16 protein-coding genes are annotated in these 20,923 nt (G+C 48.1%); 11 read left to right on the forward strand and 5 right to left on the reverse strand.

Going from position 1 to position 20,923, the window contains the following annotated elements; translation table 11 throughout:
- Nucleotides 1-25: 25 nt before the first annotated feature.
- The 4 genes from MHB80_RS03285 (at nt 26) to MHB80_RS03300 (ending at nt 5,710) form a co-directional block, all read left to right on the forward strand.
- Entirely contained in the window at nt 26-1,696 is a 1,671-nt protein-coding gene (locus MHB80_RS03285) for an extracellular solute-binding protein (protein ID WP_341280828.1), read from the forward strand.
- Nucleotides 1,697-1,747: 51 nt separating this feature from the next.
- On the forward strand, nt 1,748-3,718 hold the full coding sequence (locus MHB80_RS03290) for a histidine kinase (protein WP_341280829.1): 1,971 nt from the start codon (nt 1,748-1,750) through the stop codon (nt 3,716-3,718).
- Entirely contained in the window at nt 3,708-5,300 is a 1,593-nt protein-coding gene (locus MHB80_RS03295) for a response regulator (RefSeq protein WP_341280830.1), read from the forward strand. The genes MHB80_RS03290 and MHB80_RS03295 overlap by 11 nt, the downstream gene beginning before the upstream one ends.
- Before the next feature lie 122 nt (nt 5,301-5,422).
- Nucleotides 5,423-5,710 carry a hypothetical protein gene (locus MHB80_RS03300; protein ID WP_341280831.1) on the forward strand — a complete coding sequence of 96 codons (288 nt, stop codon included), beginning with the start codon at nt 5,423-5,425 and terminating at the stop codon, nt 5,708-5,710.
- Nucleotides 5,711-5,759: 49 nt separating this feature from the next.
- Here the strand turns inward: MHB80_RS03300 and MHB80_RS03305 are convergent, their stop codons facing one another.
- Nucleotides 5,760-6,662, reverse strand: a complete 903-nt coding sequence (locus MHB80_RS03305) for an AraC family transcriptional regulator (protein ID WP_341280832.1) — start codon at nt 6,660-6,662, stop codon at nt 5,760-5,762.
- 177 nt (nt 6,663-6,839) lie between these two features.
- On the reverse strand, nt 6,840-7,829 hold the full coding sequence (locus MHB80_RS03310) for an ABC transporter substrate-binding protein (RefSeq protein ID WP_341280833.1): 990 nt from the start codon (nt 7,827-7,829) through the stop codon (nt 6,840-6,842).
- A gap of 222 nt (nt 7,830-8,051) precedes the next feature.
- Here MHB80_RS03310 and MHB80_RS03315 point away from each other — a divergent pair, with 222 nt between their 5' ends.
- Together MHB80_RS03315 and MHB80_RS03320 are read left to right on the forward strand one after the other, a co-directional pair.
- The gene (locus tag MHB80_RS03315; protein WP_341280834.1) at nt 8,052-9,044 is read left to right on the forward strand and encodes an ABC transporter substrate-binding protein; all 993 of its coding nucleotides are present in this window, start codon (nt 8,052-8,054) and stop codon (nt 9,042-9,044) included.
- A 57-nt stretch (nt 9,045-9,101) separates the two neighbouring features.
- Nucleotides 9,102-9,992: a YwqG family protein gene (locus tag MHB80_RS03320; protein WP_341280835.1), complete on the forward strand. Its 891-nt coding sequence runs from the start codon at nt 9,102-9,104 to the stop codon at nt 9,990-9,992.
- Nucleotides 9,993-10,185: 193 nt separating this feature from the next.
- Here MHB80_RS03320 and MHB80_RS03325 read toward each other — a convergent pair whose 3' ends face one another.
- Complete coding sequence (locus MHB80_RS03325) at nt 10,186-12,171, reverse strand: AraC family transcriptional regulator (RefSeq protein WP_341280836.1); 1,986 nt, start codon at nt 12,169-12,171, stop codon at nt 10,186-10,188.
- A 173-nt stretch (nt 12,172-12,344) separates the two neighbouring features.
- On the opposite strand from MHB80_RS03325, the gene MHB80_RS03330 reads away from it, so the two are divergent.
- The 3 genes from MHB80_RS03330 to MHB80_RS03340 all read left to right on the forward strand — a co-directional run bounded on the left by MHB80_RS03330 (nt 12,345) and on the right by MHB80_RS03340 (nt 14,539).
- A complete protein-coding gene (locus tag MHB80_RS03330; RefSeq protein WP_341280837.1) occupies nt 12,345-12,701 on the forward strand; it encodes a nucleotide excision repair endonuclease in 357 nt (118 codons plus the stop codon).
- A 461-nt stretch (nt 12,702-13,162) separates the two neighbouring features.
- The gene (locus tag MHB80_RS03335) at nt 13,163-13,762 is read left to right on the forward strand and encodes a TetR/AcrR family transcriptional regulator (protein WP_341280838.1); all 600 of its coding nucleotides are present in this window, start codon (nt 13,163-13,165) and stop codon (nt 13,760-13,762) included.
- 27 nt (nt 13,763-13,789) lie between these two features.
- A complete protein-coding gene (locus tag MHB80_RS03340) occupies nt 13,790-14,539 on the forward strand; it encodes a (S)-benzoin forming benzil reductase (protein ID WP_341280839.1) in 750 nt (249 codons plus the stop codon).
- Between the two features lie 110 nt (nt 14,540-14,649).
- On the opposite strand, the gene MHB80_RS03345 is transcribed toward MHB80_RS03340, so the two are convergent.
- On the reverse strand, nt 14,650-16,131 hold the full coding sequence (locus MHB80_RS03345; protein WP_341280840.1) for a methyl-accepting chemotaxis protein: 1,482 nt from the start codon (nt 16,129-16,131) through the stop codon (nt 14,650-14,652).
- A gap of 41 nt (nt 16,132-16,172) precedes the next feature.
- Entirely contained in the window at nt 16,173-16,751 is a 579-nt protein-coding gene (locus tag MHB80_RS03350; RefSeq protein WP_341280841.1) for a GNAT family N-acetyltransferase, read from the reverse strand.
- A gap of 349 nt (nt 16,752-17,100) precedes the next feature.
- Here MHB80_RS03350 and MHB80_RS03355 point away from each other — a divergent pair, with 349 nt between their 5' ends.
- Together MHB80_RS03355 and MHB80_RS03360 are read left to right on the forward strand one after the other, a co-directional pair.
- Nucleotides 17,101-19,047: a helix-turn-helix domain-containing protein gene (locus MHB80_RS03355; protein ID WP_341280842.1), complete on the forward strand. Its 1,947-nt coding sequence runs from the start codon at nt 17,101-17,103 to the stop codon at nt 19,045-19,047.
- Nucleotides 19,048-19,192: 145 nt separating this feature from the next.
- Complete coding sequence (locus MHB80_RS03360; protein ID WP_341280843.1) at nt 19,193-20,860, forward strand: AraC family transcriptional regulator; 1,668 nt, start codon at nt 19,193-19,195, stop codon at nt 20,858-20,860.
- The last annotated feature ends 63 nt before the right edge of the window (nt 20,861-20,923 follow it).

The raw sequence follows: 20,923 nt of genomic DNA on the forward strand, positions 1-20,923 counted from the left end.
TCAAATAGAAAAGGGGAAAATAAACATGGTTAAACAACCCGCATTAAAACGTTTGCTGGTGCTGCCGCTTGCCGCTGCTCTCGTATTTACGGCAGCCTGCTCATCAAACAGCAATACGAACGAGGGGGCAACGAATGGGAGCACACCTTCTGCTTCTGCTGAGGTGAAGCTGACGCAGGAGGATAAAGGCTGGGAAGTGGATAAAAGCCCGATTACGTTCGATTGGTATATTAATTTCTCGTGGTTTCCTAATAAGTGGGGCCTAGATGACACATCCAAGTATATTACGGAGAAAACAGGCGTAGACATTAACTTCATCGTCCCTGCTGGAAATGAGGCGGAGAAGATGAATACGATGATTGCCTCTGGCAGCCTGCCTGATTTCATTACGCTCGGCTGGTACGAGGATGCCGTCAAGAAGATGATAGAAGGCGACATGGTGCTTCCACTTAATGAGCTGGCTGACCAGTATGATCCTTATTTCTACAAGGTGACAGACCCGGCGAAGCTCGCCTGGTACAAGCAAGAGGACGGCCATATCTATGGGTATCCGAACGCCTCCTCCTCGCCGAAGGATTACGAGAAGTTTGGCGACAGCATCACCTCTACACAGACGTTCCTCGTACGCAAGGACATGTATGAGGCCATCGGCAGCCCGGATATGCGGACAACGGAAGGTTTCCTTCAAGCATTGGCTGCTGCAAAAGCGAAATTTCCCGACATTAACGGCCAGCCGTTAATTCCGCTGGGGATGTATGATTTTAATGAAAAGGGAAACAGCTCGCTGCAAGCTTATATTCAAAACTTCTTGGCTATTCCATATGAAAAGGATGGACAGCTGTATGATCGCGACACAGACGCTGAATATGTAAAATGGCTCAAGACGATGCGCCAAGCGAATGAAAACGGCCTGCTCTCGAAAGACATATTCATCGATAAGCGCCCGCAAATGGAGGAGAAAATCGCCCAAGGCCGTTACTTTGCGATGCTGTATTCGAGGTCTGATCTGGCTAACCAGCAAAATGCGCTATTTGCAAACGATCCTAACTCCATTTATATTGCGGTGGATGGGCCAGCTAATGCTGCGCAGGCTCAGGCAACGCTTGCAGGGCCATCCATTTCCGGCTGGACCGTTACCCTCATCTCCAAAAATGTGAAGGATAAAGCGCGGGCTATCCGTTTCCTGGACTACCTCATTTCCGAAGAGGGCCAGCGGGATATGTTTTTCGGCAAGCAGGGCGTAACCTGGGATACAATAGACGGGAAAGCCCAATTTCTTCCTAATGTATTGGAGCTGCTTAATTCCGACCGTGGGGCCTTTGATAAAAAATATGGCGCCTCCCATACCTTCTGGATGCTGATGGATACGAATTTGACGCCGGAATGGTCGCCGCCAGCCGTTGAGCCATTCAAGCAGATGGAGGACTGGACGCGCGGGAAGGCGCTCAGCCTGTCGCAATTTGATCAGCTTGATCCGACGGGGGCTTCGGAGGAAGGCATTATGAAGACGAAGCTGGATCATGAATTTGGCAAGGCGCTTCCGAGGCTGCTGCTTGCGAAGTCAGATGCCGAGTTCGATAGCTTATGGCAGGAGTATTTGAGTAAGCGCGATGCTCTTGGCTTTGGCACCGTTCAGGCCTATAAGCAGAAAAAATATGAAGAGAACGTAGCGAAGCTGGCAGCATTCATTAACTAATACAGGCCAGACCCGGGCATACATTCCGGCATCAGGTGCGCCAAATCCATTATGGACTGGCGCGCTTTTTGCCGCCTGCAAGCAAGTCAGGGGCTGGGCCGCGAAGATGGAAGTGAGCCTAACGTGGGAAGGCAAATTCAGAGCTATTTTCAAACGACGGCTTATTGGCTGGGCAGAAGATCGATGCAAAGCCGTCTGGTCGCCGCGTATATTTTTATATTGCTGTTTCCTAGCATGGTGGTGTCGAATTATTTGTTTGGTGAAATTAGAGACAGCCATATTAATGATACGCTTAGGCAGGGGCAGTATTTGGTGGAGCTGGAGAAGGTAAATATACTTAACCAAATCGAAGCGATGGAGCTGGCAGCCCAGCTTACGCTTCTAAGCGCGGATATTACCGGCTATGTGTCTGCACATAAGGAGTTTACGACGGAGGAGCTGCTCGATTTGTACCGGGGGCCGCTAACCGATGTTATCAATATTCAAACGAACAATCCGAACATCGCCCATTTGCGCCTGTTTGCAGACAATGACTATATATCGGAAATGTGGCCGATCGTGTTTCATGAGCGGCGTATTCAGAAGGAGCCTTGGTATTCAGAGCTAGCGGAGCTCGGCGGCAAGGAGCTGTGGGTGTTTAAGGAGGAGGATGCCGATATTTTGCACCGCAATGTGACGGATGTCCATAACCAACTGCCGAAGGTTTCCCTGATGCGGGTCGTCCGGGCAGGCAACGAGCGGATTGGCGTCATTCAGGTGGAAATGCTGCTGAAGCATTTTGCGCCAAAGGCATTTGCCAGCTTGCAGGATGAGGGCTCGCAGATGATGCTGGCCGACAGCAAGGGAAGCATTGTGCTTGATGAGCTCCAAGCTTTCGCGGGTACAGGCAGCAATCCGAGGCTGCGAACAGCCATTAAGGAGAATTTCGCTGCAATGAAGGTGCTTGGGCAGCAGGAAATACGTTTTGCGGTGGATGATCATCCTTATTTGCTCATTCGTACGCCCGTGGAGCAAGCGGAAGCAGATTTACTCCATATTATTTCCTTGGAGCTCGTGTATGAACGCGTATCACATGCGCAATTTCGAATTATGGCGGTTAATGTAGGGCTGATTGGCTTGCTGTCTATCATTACGTATATGATGAATGCCATTATTCTCAAAAATTTGCGGCGCTTGACCGAAGCGATGAAGAAGGTTCGGCGGGGCGAGACGCCGGCGGGGCTGCCCCTGAGCGGGGGCGGGGAAATCGGCGAGCTGGCATTCCATTTTAACAAAATGATGCAAACGATTAATGAACTAATTGCCCAAGGCGTAAGAAAGAAGGCACTGACGAAGGAAGCGGAGCTGCGGACGCTGCACAGCCAGATCGACTCCCACTTCTTGTACAATACGCTGGAAAATATTAAAATGCTGGCCGAAATTGAAAACCAGCGCACCATCTCTGACTCACTTACGTCGCTAGGCGGCATGATGCGCTACAACTTCAAGTGGTCAGGCGAATATGTGCGCTTGCAGGATGAAATTCGCCATATTCAAAACTATATTGCTGTCATGAATATTCGCTTTGACGAGCCAATCGTTCTTGAGCCGAGCATCGAGCCGGACTTGCTGGAGGTGGAGATGCTTAAAATGTCCTTGCAGCCAATCGTTGAAAATGCGCTTAAGCACGCCTGGCCAGAGCTGGGGGAGCAGCAGCGCCTTATCCAGATTGCTGCTTTTGAGCAATCGGATAGCGTAATTGTCATTACACTGCGCGATAATGGCGCAGGAATCGCTTCTGGGCCGCTTGCGCTGCTCAATGAACGCATCCAGCTGGAACGGGCGGGCGAGCGCCTGATGGATGAATATGAACGAAGCGCAAAGCCGTTGTACGGCATAGGGCTGCGCAATGTGCATCAGCGCATTCGCATCTATTACGGCAAGCCCTATGGCTTGCAGGTACGCAGCGAGGAAGGCCATTTTACTGAAGTCATCATAACGCTGCCCAAGGTGTTGATTGCAGGAGGAGGGAATGACGATTAAAAAGCTGCTGATCGTAGACGACGAGAAAAATATAAGAATTGGCCTGAAAACGATGATTGAGCGAGAATTTCCAGATCACTACCATATTCGGCTAGCCATTCATGGAGAGGATGCGCTGGCGCAATATGAGAGCGAGCAGGCCGATATCGTCATTACGGACATTCGCATGCCGGTGATGGATGGCATTGAGCTGATCAAGCAAGTGATGAAGCAGCCGGAGGAGAAGCGAAAGCCTGTTTTTATTATTTTGAGCGGCTATGATGAATTTACTTATGCGAAGGCAGCGATTGAATATCAAGTCAGAGATTATATTTTGAAGCCGATTCGCCGGGATGAGCTGTTTGAATCGCTGCGCAAGAGCGAAAATATTTTGCAGGCTCAGGCTGAGCTTGCACGTAAAACAGCGGAGGGCGACAAGTACCGCGAGCAGGTCCGAATGAGTCGCCTGAAGGAATGGCTCATTCAAGGCGAGCTAATGCAGGAGCAGGGGCAGGAGCTGCGCCGTGACCTAGATATACCATTCGAAGCGATCACCTTGCCATGCCATGTAGCTGTTCTCAGCTATAAATCCGAGAACGGGGAAGCGTTGAACCGCGATGAGCTGGCGCCGCTCGCCCGGAGTCTGCTCGGGCAGTTGGGCGGAACGGTCGCTGCATCCTTTGTGGATAGCGCGGGCAGGCTTGTGCTGATAGGGGACCGGGCAGCGCAGTTTCACGAGCTGCTGAGGCTGACTGGGGGCAAGGAGCTGGAAGGGCTGCGCTTGGGACTAAGCACAGAGGCAGCTAGGTATGAGGATTTGCGCAGCTGCTATAAGCAGGCAGAGGAAGCGCTGCACTATTCCTTTCTATATCCGGGGAGCCGCCTGCTCCAGTATCAGGATATTCGCGCGCCGCAGCGCCGCATGCATCCGATGCCGGATGAAGACATTCGCAAGCTTGGCAATATGCTGGGTACCGAGCGGGAGAAGGAAATTCAAGCACTGCTTAAAGCTATTTTTCGGATCGAACAATTGGCTGATGTAGATATCGGTTATTTGCGCCAGGTGGGCAAGCGAATGAATGAGCAGGTGCTCGATGAGGTGTTTCGCCTATACGGAGAAGCTTCTATTGACGTGCTGAAGCTGTACCGCAGGGTCGGCAGCATGGACAATTTTCGCAGCTTTCATGACTATTACCGCAGTCTGGAGCATTTGCTGTACAGTGTAAATGAGTATGTGAAAGGCATTCGTTCTGCCTATAACGAGCACGCAGAAATCAATGCGGCTATCGCTTATATGGAGACGAACTATGCCCGTCCGCTTAATATGGCGGTTGTCAGCAATTATGTCGGCCTCAATTACTCCTATTTCAGCGAAGCGTTTAAGGCGCATACAGGAGAGAGCTTCGTCTTGTATTTGAAAAAGCTTCGTATCCGCAGAGGCAAGGGACTGCTGGAAAGCACGAATGATAAAATGCAGGATATCGGAAGCACGTTAGGCTTCGAGAGCAGCAAGCAATTTACTCGTGTATTCAAGGAGCTGGAAGGGATTTCTCCACAGGAATACAGGCTTAAGGTTAGAGCCGCTGCCGGCTTGGGGGAATGAACGACCAAAGCAAATACATGCAGCTGCATTGACAGCAGCCCGTCAATTGGCGATGATGAAGGTATTCGTTCTTGGATTATTTTGCTCAAGAGGCGAATAGGGAATGGAAGGGGCTGACACATATGCAATTAATCGTTGAGCAGCCAGCGGCGAGCTGGTATAAGCAGCAGTTGGAGCTGGAAAATGGAGAGTCGGTCAGAATATTTGTAAAGCTTGGCGGCTGCAGCACTGTCGTACCCGGCTTGTCTCTAGGCGTTAATAAGGAACTGCCAATAAATCCGGGGCTCAGCACTACCGTTGAAGGGATCACCTTCTTTATAGAGGAAGCCAATTTGTGGTATCTCGACAATAAAGGGCTGCGTATTACGTTCGACGAGCGGCATGAGGAAATTGACATGATCGTGGAATAAAAAAAGATAGAGGCAGGGGCCGTTCAAGGCTCCTGCCTTTCTCTTTCACTTAGAGAAGCTTGCTGGGATTGATGCCATATTTCTCGCGAAAGGCAGCGGAGAAGTGGCTAACATTTGTATAGCCGACGGCGAATGCGGCCTCACTTACGTTGGCTTGTCTGCCTTCCAGCAGCCTCAGTGCCTGCTCCATTCGTCTGTCGCGTAAATAACCATATACCGTCGTATCGTGCAATTGGCGGAAGCCTTTTTTTAGCTTGAAATCGTTCATGCCCACGAGCTTGGCTAATTCCAGCAGCGATGGAGGATTATCAAGACGCTGGATAAGCAAGGTTGCGGCCAGATGGATTTTATCCTTGTCATCCATACGCATAGTGGAGGTGGCTTCACCATCTCCACGCTGGTCAACCAGCCTGTCTAAGTAGAGCGCCAGCAGCTCTAGCAGCTTGCATTCCAAATAGAGCCGATTCACGGCGGTTCCTTCGCGGAGCGAATCTTTAATCTGATTCAACACCAGTGCGGTGGAGGGCTCAATCGTGCCCAGCATAAATCGATAGTGATTATTTCCTAGCAAATAGTTAAAATCAACGTGGCTGGCACAGCCGATATCCTGCAAGCACTCGTTCATGCCAACCGGGGTCATGAAGAGCTGGATATAAGATAGCTGTCCGCTGCTAGGATAAGACACGTTCGCCCGCAATGGATGCATCAATCCAAGATGACTTTGTCCTGGCTCGAACCGATGCACATCGCTTTGAATATCGTTTTCTGCGATACCACTGGAACAAAAGCTCAGCTCAAATGACGGTACCGAAAGCTCAAATGAACGAAAATAGTTATCAGGGATGTTGATATCCGTTTTAATCAGCTTAATGCCGCGGCGAAAGGAGTAGCTGGTAATGCCACTGCCTGAGGGTGTATCTACTTCTGATGATATAGAGTGAAATGTGCTCAATGGGTTAACCACCTCTGACGGGTACGAACAGATGAATGGGTAAATGATAACAATTTTCATTTGGGATGTCAAACCTTCAAGCTTTCATACACCTCGCAATGGAAAAAAGGAACTGGACCCAAGTCATTGTGCAATGACTTGTAGGCCAGTTCCTTGAGCAGTCCGAGATGTGGCCTGCTATTTTTTGTTCAAAATCATTTCCGCGATCTGATCTAGAAGCATATCCTTGCCAAGCGGGGTGAAGGATAAATTCCACTGATCGTTATTGCTGCCGCGATACACGTTTCCGTTCTTCACCGCGTCCTTCGATTTCCAAATCGCGCTATTGACCAAGTCGGTTTCACTGCCATCCGTATACATGAAGAAAATATGGTCGGGATTAATGGTGGACAGCCCTTCTATATCGATTTCCAAGCCCCAATCTTTGATCGGTGTACCTTCAGCGTAAGGCAGTTTCAAATCATTGAAAAGCAGAGAGCCATAGCCGGACGTACCATAAATGCGAATTGTTTTTTGATTGGCTTCAATGACCGCAAATGTCTCAGCGCCCGTCTTTGCAACGATTTCATCGTGGAGTTTGGCTGCTTTGGCATCATAGGCTGCCAGCCAGTCTGCGACCTGCTGCTTCTGGTCCAAAATATCGCCGATTTGCGTAAAACGGCCGCGCCAGTCGATATAGGTCATGTCGTCGGTCAGCATAATCGTTGGTGCGATTTTGGAAAGCTGCTCATACACTTTCTCATGACGGATATTGGTAATAATTAGATCGGGCTCTGATTGTACAATGGCCTCCAGATTTAATTCCCCACTGCCATAATAGCCAGCTGTAGGTACACCAGCAAGGGATTCGCGCAAATGCTCTGGGATGACAGTAGGCGCGTCGAATTCCGTATTGGCGGTAATGACGGGCTTATGCCCCAATATCACCAGCTCCTCCGAAGAGCCGGATATGTCGGCGATACGCTGTGGATGAGCGGGAATAACCGTCTCACCCTTCATATGCTTAAAGGTTTTTGTAGTTGACTGTTCAGATGACGAGGCGGAAGGAGCACTGGCTTCGGTACTTGCTGGGTTCGCGGCATTATTGCTTGCCGACGAGCAGGCAGTAACAACAATCAATAGAGCAATAAATACAATAGTTGAAAATGGTTTAGTCAATTTTTTCATTAGAATTCCCCTTTGCTTGCAAGCAGTATTTACTTATTGATAAAGATTATCACTGAGTCAAAGCGTTTGCTACTCGCAGAAGGAGGATTGCTGCCCGCATACGGATAATTTGCTACTTGATGAACGCGTAATGCAGCAGAAAGCCTGTTTTGTCCATTGTGCTAGATGGCAGTATCCAGTATATTGATAATTATTATCATTAAATATATGAGGGGTTTTCACATGTCTACGAAACAAGTCAGAATGTTCATTGCCGCCATACTGTTATTAACCTTCGGTTTATTAGCAGCTTGCGGCTCCACTGGTGGTGTAGAAGCAACGGAGTCGGCACCAGCTGCAACAGCAACCGAGTCTGATCCGGCTGCGACAACTGCGACAGAGGCAGCAACACGCATCTACAAGGATTTTAGCGGGCATGAAGTTACAATTCCAACACATCCGCAGAAAATCGTATTGCTCGGCGACATTCCAGGGGATTTGCTGGCACTGGGCATTACACCTGTGGGGAACGATTGGGTAAACGAGCCCTACATTTATAAAGACGATTTAGTCGGGGTTGTCGATATTGGCTACCCGCATAATATGGAGAAGGTGCTGGAGCTTGCGCCGGATCTGATTTTGCAGGCTGGATATGGCGGGCCGGATGATAACGGAATTTTCGAGAAAATGTCCAAAATCGCGCCGACGGTCATTTTCAATAGAGATGCGGCAACGTTTGATCGCTTGCGAGAGGTTGCTGACATCGTCAATAAGAAGCAGGAGGCGGAGGCTTGGATTGCCAGCTATGAGATTAAGGCGAAGGCGATGTGGGATAAAATCGGCTTGAAGCCAGGCGAGTCGGCAACGGTCTACCTAAGCCTAGCCGGCGACTTCTATGTTATGGGCAATTTCAGCTTAACGATGTCTCTGTACCAGCAAGGCGGCTTTAGCCCAAGCGCCAAGGTGCAGGAGCTCATCGACAAGAAGGAGGTGTTCTCGCTCATTTCAATGGAGGTGCTGCCTGATTATGCGGGGGACCACGTGTTTTTACTCAGCTCGCCCGGCACAGATGATGAAGCAGAGGCGAAAAAGCTGATGGAGGGTCCGCTTTGGAAGTCGATCCCTGCTGTTAAAAACAATCATGCTTATACGGCTGATATTAGCTGGAACGCAAGTGATCCCATTACAATGGAACGTTTCTTGGACGAACTCCCGAAAATTATGGGCATAGAGTAGGCAATCGTTTACAATAAACGAAGGGTCTACTATATTTTTCAAGAGGAGTTTGATTTCATGCCATTAACGAAACCCAATCAGGAGAAATTGGAACACTTCCTGCAAGAACAGGAGTATACCCATGCCTTGGACTACTTAATGTCACATGCCCGTGAAGGTGTGCGTTTAGCCAAGCGGAACCTAGCAGATTATGCTAAAACCTGCGTATCGCGTATTGGCGGAGATCCCGATCTTCCGGATGACATAGAATGGCCGCTTGATCAAGACGGCACACCGATGACTTTTTTGGCGCAGCTGCGTTTGGAGGATTTGGCACCGCAGGATGCGGCTTCGCGGTTATCGCATGGCGGCATGCTTTATTTTTTCCTCGGAATGGATGAGCCTGCGTATCATATTGACCATTTCGTCCTGCATTTGAAGGATGAGCAGCTTGCAGGCGCCAAGCGCCGTTTTGCTCCTGAGGAAACGTCGCTGGAGGATGCAGATTTCACAGGCTATGAGGTGGTGGGCCGAGCTTCGATAGAGCTTCCAGGCTATGGCTATGTTGATGAAGAGCAAATTGAAGATGATGAGCATGATTATGAGGAATACGATGATTTGGTGCATGAATTGAGCGGCAGCGAGGCTGGCGATCTGGCTGTCATGTTCGGTTATCCGGCAACGCAGCATGGCGACTGCGAGATAGAGGCGGCGCTGATGCTAATGACGGGCAAGCGCTATGAATACAGCCCAGACAAAGCGATGAAGCAGCTGGCGGACCACTTCGGAGGCGATGCTGGACAAGCGGAGCAGGAGGTTGCGGATACGCTCGTGCTGCTGACTCTTGATTCGGATAATGACGTAGGCTTCTGCTGGTGGGATGCCGGGGAATTGCAATTTTATATTCGCAAAGAGGATTTGCTGGCAGGGAATTTCACGCGTACTTATTGTTCGCTGTATTCCAGCTAAAGGAAGCTAACGGCGATTGCGAAGCCAAATGAGAAAAAGCATGTTCACTGGCATCAAGCTGCTGGTGAACATGCTTTTTTTAAAATATAGGAAAGGATATAATTTTCCCACCCTTTCTCTATATTTCTACGCGAATCGCTAGCTTTGCCGCCAGAGGACGGTGACAGCCGTTTCACCTTGTGTTAAGCAGGCGTTAAGCCTTTTTGCCTAAAAAGCTCTCTACAATAAATTGCAATTGAGCCTCGAGGGAGATGGGATCATTAAAATAAGAGCCCTCAGCGTTTATAAAATAAACCTGATTTTGCTTCACGGCAGGAAGCCCTTTCCATAGGCTGCTCCCGTAAACGATGTCCGGGTCTCCATCATCCCAGCCCCAATTGCTTGTGAAAATATAGTCCCCAGCATATTCCGGCAGCTGTTCAAGAGACAGGCTTGAGCCGAACTCGGCGCCATCAATAAGAGCCTTTTGAATAATTGCAGGAGCCTTCAGGCCTAGATCACCGTAGATGATCTCTCCGCCTCTGCCGCCTTTATTGCCCCAAGCATAAATACCTTTCGCATAAGGCTGTAAAATCGAGACGGTTTTATCTCCGACGACCTCGGCGATTTTAGGCTTAACCTCGGCAATTTTTGCATGCCATTCTTTGATCCAGGCCTCGGCGATTTGTTCCTTGCCTGTTATTTTCCCGAACTCGGTTAACAGCTCCGCAGGAGTGCCTGCTCCGTATTTAAGCCTTACAACCGGAGCAATTTGACCCAGCTTCTCATATTCGCTTTCTTCCAAAAAATCATAGACGATAATCAAATCCGGGTCGATATTCAGTATAGCCTCCAAATTAGTGCCATCCCCCAGATCTGCGATGCCATCCAATTTGCCTTCGTGATAAGGGTTAACCAATGATTCTGCCAAAGCTGCGACCGGCTTCAAATCCAGCTTAAGCAAATTTCCGATTGCGCTCCCTGTCAAATCAACGATCCTTTCCGGGTTTGCGGGTATGGTTACCGTTCCTGTGCTATCCGTATAGGTTTTCGTTGCTGCTGCAGAGCTGCTCGTTGGTGATGCTTCAGCCGAAGGCTGGCTTGAGCTTTGCACGGCAGGACTGCTGCTTGTCCCAGACTGACTTGCGCCTGTGTTAGCTGCGCCAGAGCAGGCGCTTAACAGTAAGGTCATACATAGCAGGAGGGTTGCCGCCATGGAATAGGGCTTGTTTATTTTTGACACAGAAAATCCTCCACTTCTCGTTGAATGATAATGATACTCGTAATCATTCACACTATAGCACTGCGTATAGGGAGGGACAATGGCAAATTTAGTACGAAAGGCGGGCGATTTTGGTATAAGGCTGTTTTGACGGTATTTTGTTCTAAATTCCGATGGCGGCAGTCCATAATATTTTTTGAAGCTGCGGCCAAGTGTATGGGCGTCGGGATACCCGACAAGCTCCGCTGTTTCTTGCAGGGAGGTTTCGGTTTGCGCCAGCAATTCAGCAGCTCTTCTCACGCGAATTTGAGTTAGCAGGCGGATGGGGCTCTCATTCATTTGCTTTTTGAACAGCTTGGTCAAGTAGCTTACACTGCAATCGAACAGCTCCGACATCGTTTCCAGCGTAATGGGGTTCCTGTAGCATTCCTGCATATATCGCAGCATTTGTGCCAATAAATCTGGGCGAGCTGGTTCAATTCCTTGTCGCTGCATTTGCCAAAGAAGCTCATGCACAAATTGATAAAATAAAGTCCGTGCGTGCAAAAGATGAAGGGGATCAAGCTTCATCCAAGCCGTATACATTTTTCCCATCGTCTCGAGCAAAGGCAAAGGATATAAGGGGACAAAGCGATATTCATATTGGAAAGGGCGGTCCGAATCATTAGGCTGCACCAGCTTTTGCGAAGGGGCCAGCATAACAACGGCCTTGTACAGAATAAGGTAATAGGCAAAGGGCTGCTCAGCCGTAATCGAGAGCTGCGCACTGCGTCCGCCGTGCAGGACATGGAATCGCTCCATAGGATGCTGCGAGTGATCCAGCTGTACTTGCGCGCTGCCTTCAATGACATAGAGAAAAGCATTAGCCGGCAGACGATAGGGGGCCAGCCTTTCTCCGGCTTCCAGCCGTGCATAGCGAAAATCCATTATTTTCACAGAAGCATGATTCCAGAGCATGATATGATCGTCTAGTTTCATTACAGTCTTTTAATCCTCCTAAATGGGGCCACTTTCTTCTTCCTTCATTATAGGGTTACACCATTTAAGCGTAAATACGCAGGGGGTGAGAATAAGGGGGAAATTTGAAATGGTGTTGCGGCCGGTTTTGTGGTAGTATTTACTCTTATATTGAATGAGGACGTGAGCAGCGCGTGATTAATATTACGATACCAACACCGGATGTAACAATCGAGAAGCAAATTTCTCCAGAGCTTAGCAATATTTATGGCTTTACTGATTTTCACTTGATCCCTCGCGACAAGGGCGGCATCTTCATGTTCTACAATAAGAGCAAGGAGCTGCTGTTTGTCGGCAAAGCAAGAAAGCTCAGACCAAGAATTAAGAAGCACTTTGAAGATGCGGTATCCCCAATGAAACCGCATCGCGACGAAGTGACGACGATCGAGGTTTGCATCATTGAAGAGCCGGTGGATAGAGAAATCTACGAAACGTATGTCGTGAATAAGCTAAGAGCGAAATACAATGTGGACAAGGTGTTCTTTAAGTAAGTTGTAAGTTTTAGAGTTAGGATTGCAAAGAGGCTATGTATACCGTCTGTTGAGACGGTGTTCATGGCCTCTTTTTTTATATGCTTTTCGGAAATTTGAGGGGTAAAATGCTTCTTTGATACAGCCATTAATGTATAATAAAAGGATAGCGATTACAGCTAATGATTCCATTTTGGAGGTTATATGAAAACAATTCTGCTTACTTTAGCTTTGCATCATTGTTTATAAGACGAGAAAACAGAGCAAGACGCCGTCGCAATAGCCTAGAGCTATACATATAAATTTGCAGACCTATGAAAAAATAAAGGGTTGCCCTGCTTACGCCTATTATCGGGCATGAGCAGGGCAACCTTTTTTAAAATTATAAATATTTTTTAACTATCGGTAGTTAAATTATTGACGAACCGTCTTCCTATCGCCTATAATCAATTCCAGCAGAGCGAAATAAGGAGTTGAGCAGGTTGAAGAAAAAAGAGCTTACAACGAAGCAAATTATTGAGGCGGCATTTGAGCTTTTTGCCGAGCATGGGATCGAACGAACGAGCTTAAGCATGATTGCAGGCAAAGTCGGCATTACGAAGCCGTCGATTTATTATCATTTTTCGACGAAGGAAGAGCTGGTCAGCCGGACGTATGAATATATTTTTCAAAATCATCATTTCGGTAAATATTTTCAAGAGGAGCCCGTTACGAGCGCGAGCTTTCGGGAAACGTTGTATCAGGGCGGACTACATATGCTTCCGGATGGCAGCAAGGAGCATTTAGCCTCGCTCAGGGTGTTGAGCGAATTTATGATGCTTGCCGAGAGAGATGAGCTGTACCGAGCGCGCCTGACCGATATGCAGCAGGAGTTTTTGAACGGATTTCATGATCTGCTATTGAAAGGCGTGGAATTAGGGGCGGTAGCTTCGCGGAATGTAGCGTACAAAGCCCATATGCTCGCCTTGGTCATCGATAATTTATCCCGCTGCATGATGATGAAGGTGATCATGGACTATCAGGGAGTCTGGGGCGAAACGGTCGATAGCATCTTGCTGGAAGCGGCGAAAGAGGAGCATTAGAAAAGCGGAATAGGGAGGAAATGCTAAATGAAAATCTTTTTTATTACAGGCACGTCTAGAGGGATTGGGGAAGCATTGGCGGAGCAATTGATGGCAGAGGATCATCATTTATTTTGCCTATCGCGGGCGGAGAATGGACAGCTGATTGAGCAGGCGGTTCGCAGCAAGACGAGTATGACTTATTATCCTTTTGATTTGAATCAGCTGCTGCAAATTGAGCCTATGTTCACGGCGTTATTCAGCATGATTCCGCAGGACAAAGAAATAACAGGCTTCTATTTAATTAATAATGCGGGGATGCTGGCTCCAGTGGCACCAATCGAACAGAACCCAGCTCAAAGCATGATTGAAAATGTGAACATTAATTTGCTCGCTCCGATGATTATTACTGCGAATTTCCTCAAGCTTACAAAGGACTATGAAGGGGATAAGCGGATTATGAATATTTCCTCCGGTTCTGCCCGCTATTTGCTGCCTTCGCAAAGCTGTTACAGCACATCGAAAGCGGGTTTGGACTCCTTTTCCAAAAGCGTGAGCTTGGAGCAGCTGAACCAGCCGTATCCGGCAAAGGTGGTTTCCGTCTATCCGGGGATGATTGATACCCAAATGCAAGCTGAGATGCGTTCGGTACCCAAGGCGGATTTCCCCTACGTTGATCAATTCATTCAAATCGCGGAAGAGGGCAAGCTGCAGACCCCAGAATATACGGCGGCAAAATTAATTGAGCTGCTGTTTAGCGAAGATTTTGGCAGCAACGTCGTGGTTGAAAACTTATAATCTATGAGAGAGAATCATTAACATTTATAAAAAAGGGAAAGTGCTCGGTTGAGTACAGTGGGCAGAAGCCGATGCCGAAGCATCGGCTTTGCCTACACAAATGGCCGAGGCTACTGCTTTGCTACCATCGCCTTGAGCTCTGACAACAACTGGTCCAACTGACCGTATTCCTGTACCATCGTATGTATCTTCACATCCTGCGTCTCCATACTAGCATGAACCTCTTCAACGGAAGCCATGTTCTGTTCAGTCGTAGCAGCAATATTGACCATCTCATCGGCCATGCTTGCATAACGCTCATGCAGATCACCCGCAGAACTGCCTACTGTATCAGAGTGCTGCCTCACGAGCTCCATATTTTCGCTGATGCGATCAATAAGCTGCTGTAACTGAAGTGAAACATCCCTGCTGGTTGTCACTGCTGCTTGTCCACTTGTTACCTGCACGTGAACAGCACTGATTTGCGAACGAATACCAGCTAAAATCGTAGTAATTTCGTGTGCCGCAGCTCTTGAGTTATCGGCAAGCTTACGTACCTCGTCGGATACGACTGCAAAGCCTTTGCCATGCTCGCCTGCTCGTGCTGCTTCAATAGCGGCATTAAGCGACAGCAGATTCGTTTGCTCTGCAATCTCGCTAATCGTTCCGACAATCGAGCTTACGCGATCATTTTGCTCATTAAGCTGGTTCATCATTTCGACTGTATGCATGATGATTGCTCTAACATGCTCAATCTCGCCTGATAATGCAGCCATTTGATCCCGATTCTCCACGGTCAATGCGGCATTGTCCGCTGAATATTGTCGCAGCAGTTCCGTTCCATTAAGCAAGCGCTTGACAGCTGTGTCTATTATCTGGGTCGTATCGCTAATATTCATAATGGTTCCCGTCTGTGTCTCAATGGCAGCCGACATGGCCGAGAAGGTCACCGTCACCTCTTTGGAGATTTCACCGGTTGAACGAACCGTCGCTTGCTGGCTGCTGCTGAACTCGGTAAGCACAAGAATCGAGGATTTCAGCTTGGTAAGCAGCTCCTCCGCCATATCCTTGGAGGCTTCTGCCTCGCGATGCTTGTCTGTAACCTGCTTCTGCAGCCGCTGGGTGAAGCTGGCCGAGAATGCCAGCGTCCCTGTTGCAAACATTAAATACAAATACAAATAGACGAGTGATTCTCCTGGGAATAGCTTAGGCTGAAGCACGGGGTTCATAAATAAATAAGTGCTCAGCGCTGCTCCCAGTATGCCTGTGAAAATAATAGGCCGATAATCGGCGTACAAGGTGATGATTGCGAGATTAACATAAACAATAAAATAAGTGCTTACGACTGGATTTGGATCGGAAATGATAAGAAAGGAGACAATTATCGTTAAAATGCACGGAACCATATACTTAATATAGTCTGTAAGGATACCCCTATAAGTCATAAAAGTGACGACAGCACTCGTTCCGCCTCCAACGGAGGCAAGAAAAAGAATCATATTTTTATCCAGACCGATAACAATATCTGTGGTAACTCCTAGAACGAGCACACTCCAAAGAATTTTTATTAACAATCGGTTCCGCTTATCAAGCTCCGTTAGTACTCTCTTCATCCTCAAATCCACCTTTTTATAATTTGTACAGCTAAGCCGATTCAGTTCTGGATTCCTGCGTTGCTAGCGTGTGCAGTGAAAACGGTCTGCTGCGAATAGGAAAGCCAAGCATATTTTTGTTTGTTTGAATACATTTGCTCTACATTAATTACCATTGGAACGACATAATCGCCTTTGTAAAATACCTTCTCGCCAAGCTTCTCCAATGGCACCTTGAAGGTAACCCGCAATGCCCTAAAAAATACAGGCTCCAGCAACGAAACAAAATATTTGATCTGCCGTTCCTCCGCACTGTAGATAAGGGAGGAAAGCAGCTCAGTTATGTATTGCTGCCCTCGATACGGCTTTAATAAGGCTATTTTGTCAATTTCCGCAATTTCTCCCTGTGCGCGCATCAGCTCCGGGTGCTCCTGAAACAATCCGGCTTCGTTAATCGTGCTTGCAGCACTATACGGCTTGATCTCAGCCGTGCCTACATAATGGCCCTCCGCCGTGATAATCATAAGTCGCTCCAGTGCTTGAGCGGAAAACTCAAGATCAAATCCTTTTTCCCTCCAGACGGTTGTCCAAACACCATTAAACATCGCTAGCTCCAGCTCATTCTCCACCCGCTTAATCATACGTATGCTCTCCTTTGGTTTTTCTCTTTCTCCCAAGTGAATGATCTATATAGTATATTTATCGGGATAATTCACTTAATAATGTACATGTATCAAATAAAAATTTGCTTTACGTTTAGTCGAAAAATTTATCAGCTTTATATCTATCATTTCTTTACAAACAGATTTTTTCAATATGGAGCAGTATGCCAAATTATCAAATCAAATGAAGATTCAAATCCATATTAAGTTATTGGAAATCCGATCGGCAAAAAGAAAAGCAAAAGGACTGACTTACTTGCTGCTTGGAGGTTATCCTTTATAATAAAGGAAGCAGGTTCAGCATTCATTTTCGTTTCGAGGTGTTTTTATGGAATGGCAGAATACGATCCAATTATGGAACCAAAGGCCTGTTCAAGTGCTGGATATTCGCCATCTTACGATGAAGCCGGGAGAGCAGCGGTTAGCCTATCGACTTCCTGCAAATGCTTTTGTATATGCCAATCAAGGCAGTGCCAGGCTGGAAATGGAGGAGCTGGAAGCTCCTTGCGATAATGGTTATTTGCTGCATAGTGGAAAAGGAGCTAACCTGAGCATATGGTGCGGGGATGAGCCGTTTGACTATTATTTAGTTTTGTATAAACCACGGGGCTTGATAAACAATCAAGTAAGGCATGGTGATTTAGAACAGCAGGATGTGTTCGGGCGGCGCTATGTCTTTGAGGTGATGCATGCTTTGTCGCTGCTGTCGTTGCTGGAGCAGATGTCTCAGCTGTGGGAAAGCAGCGAGGAGCTGGATCGTCTACAGGTAACGGGAATTTTCTATCAATTCGTGGTTGAACAGTTTCGCCAACTGCAAATGGTGAAGGCCGAAGCAGCGGTACCAGAATTACCAGAGCAAATCGCTGAGTACATTCACGAGTATTTTCAAAAAACGGTAACGATGGAAACGATGGCTGCGAAATTTCATTACAGCACGCATTATTTGGCAAGGGTGTTTAAGCGCAAATTCGGCTGCAGCCCCATGGAATATTTGTTGCAAACTCGGATTAATCGAGCCAAATATCTGCTTACGGAGACGGATATGCCTATTCGCAGCCTTGCTGAAAAGGTGGGCTATACCGATATTTATTATTTCAGCCGTCTGTTCAAGAAGCTGACAGGAGTCACTCCTACACAGTTTAAAAAGCTTAATCTCGGCTCAATAGGTTCAATTCGTCCAAAAATGATGCCCGAATCGTTCATTGCTCCGCAGGCTGGACAAGGCTATATTGATAATAACGAGAATCATTATCAACATAACACTTGGAGAGTGAATGAAATGAAGTGGGGTTTTAAGCCATCTTTTGCCGTAACGTTATTATTTAGCTTGTCGCTGCTGCTTGCTGCATGTGGCGGTACAGCTGCAGAGCCGCAGCAGAGCGCTCAAGGGAGCAATGCTCAGCCAAATGCAACGGCCACTGCTGATGCAGCGTCGGAGTCACCAGCAGCAACGACAAGAATGTATAAGGATGCACTCGGACGTGAGGTGGAAATTCCATCGAACCCTAGCAAAGTGGTTGTTATCACTTATGGCGGTTATTTGCTGCCGCTGGGCTTGCAGCCGGTTGGCGTGGATCAGGCGGTGCTTGATCATTATCCGGAGGAGCTGGCAGGCGTTGCTAGCATTGGTGAAGGGCTTGGCAATGTCGAGGCTGTTTCTGCGCTTGAGCCGGATTTGATTATTTTGCCGGAATACCATGATCCAGCGGCCTACACCCAGTTTGAAAAGATCGCGCCAACCGTTGCTGTCTCATGGGGCGGTGATCCTGATGTCATCAATACGCTGCGGGACATGGGCGATATTATGAACCGCAAGCAAGAGGCGGAAGCGTGGATTGCTAAATTTGAAGCGAAGCTGCAAAGCGTCCGCGACCAGCTTGAAGTAAAAGTGACGCCGGGCGAAACGGCTATCACCTTTATTCTTTACCAAGGAGAGCTGTTTCTTGGAGGCGAAGGCGGCACGCTTGGCAAATTGATTTACGAGGATTTCGGCTACCAAATGCCGGAGCAGTTCAAGCAATATGCGGATGGCGGAGCCGCACTATCCATGGAGTCGCTGGCCGATCGCCCAGCGGACTATTTCTTCACGCAAATGACCGACGAGGAATTAGTGGAAATGAATAAGCTGTTCCAAGAGCCGCTGTACCAATCGATCCCTGCGATCAAAAATAATCGGATTATCAATGTGTCCCGCGACAAATGGAACTACGGCCCTTATTTAGCGGAGCAAGCGGTTGATGAGATGATTGAGAAGGTAGCTCAGCTGCAGAAATAAGCATGTATCATAGAGCCTGAGTTTGAAAATAATGCTGAAAGTCCGGGAGCTTGCCTCCTGGGCTTTTTTTGCTTTCTTCTATTTGCTTTGGTTACAGCCTTTATCACGGTCGCACTTTGGCCTTTCTGCTAAAATAGAAGGTAACATGGTTGAAGGGCAACCTCATATCAAATACGCATACAAGGTGAAGCATATGGAACAGGGCAGGGAAATGACGCTAGCACTCATTGCGGGGAATGTACGAATCAAACATATTCATTATGAACGCTTGGAAGGTGACGAGCATATTCGGTTGAGTAATAGAGATGGCGGGAGCCTGTTGCTCGTTGCAAGCGGTGAAGGCGTATTAGATTCCGGCAGCGGAGAAGCCAAACGAGCGATAAGACGGGGCAGCTTTTGCATCAGCATGCAGGGAGTGGATTTTGTTGTTACTGCTGCGGATGAAGAGGCGATTGGTTTTTATGAGCTAATTTTTGAGTATGATACGCTGCCTGGCAATTCAAGTGCTTACTGCTATAATGCTGAGCTGTCCAAGCGTGCGGTCAGGCAGCTTATTGACCAGGTAAAGGAGCTGTATGTGAATCGCCTTAATCAAGGCAAGTTGGAGCGATTCCGTCTGCACATTGATTTTCAGGAGCTGCTGTATCGACTATTGAAGGATGTGGAGGAGAAGGAGGGCATGAGCCAGCGTGATTCACTGCTGCTGACTGCAAGGTACATGGAGCGAAACTTTCATGAACCGTTATCGCGGGATAAAATGGCGGAAATGGCTGGCATGAGCGCCCCGTATTATTCTCGTGCCTTCAAGAAGGCGCTGGGCAAAACGCCTCAGGAATATTGGACAGGAGTCCGGCTCAATCATGCGAAAAAAGCGCTCATTCAAGGCAGCGACAAAATGAGCGAGATTGCCGAATATACCGGCTTTGGAGAGCCTTATTATTTTAGCCGTGTATTCAAAAATGTGCTCGGCATTTCGCCGACAGTCTATCAGAAGCAGCCACGCCAGCGGGTCGTCTGTCTTTATCCACCGTTTATCGACTGCATGCTGGCGCTGGGCGTGATACCATCCGCAGTCATGATCGATTCGGCCCATCCGCTGAGCGGACGCCTGGAGAGGTCGATACACATAGGAAGCGCGGAGGCGGCGTTCGGAGAACGTGAGGCTAGCCTGCTGGAGGAGCAGCAGCCGGAATTGATTTTGTGCAGCGACTATATTCATCCTGATCAGGAGCAGCAGCTGAGTCGTATTGCACCAACGGTACCTGTTACTTGGAGAAGAGACCGGCGAACCGATTTGCTGGAAATAGCAAGGCTACTGGGAAGGCGCGAGACAGCCGTGTTGCTGCTTGAAAGCTTCGATAAACAGCTGGAGCATGCCCGTGAGCAATTAAGCCGAAGGATAGGGCGCGCAAGTGTCGCGATGCTGCGATTTCATGCACAGCAAATGCGCCTATATGGCGGCCCTAAGCAGGGCTTCGTCGGTCCTATACTCTATCGTGATTTGAATTTGCAGCCGCCAAGGCTTGTTCAGCAACTGACATGGGATAAATGGTGGGCTACACTTGCGCCTTCTCAGCTGCCTTTGCTGGATGCCGAGCATTTGCTAATCGTTATAGATCCTGGCATGGAGCAAGAAGCGGAGCGTATTATGGCAGGAGAGCTGTGGGCCAAGCTTGCTTCTGTCCGAAATGGACAAGTCTATATGGCCGACTATTTTACGTGGATGAGCAGCGGCATGGAGTTGGATAAGCTAAAAATAGCAGAAGCGCTGCAATTGTTTGCTATTCACCCTCAGGACACAAAAATCCTATGAAAAAGTTCGATTTGTCCTTGGGAAACCAATGAAAAAGGAATATAGTGATAACGATTATCATTA

The sequence above is a fragment of the Paenibacillus sp. FSL H8-0537 genome (genome assembly GCF_038051995.1).
Classification (GTDB): domain Bacteria; phylum Bacillota; class Bacilli; order Paenibacillales; family Paenibacillaceae; genus Pristimantibacillus.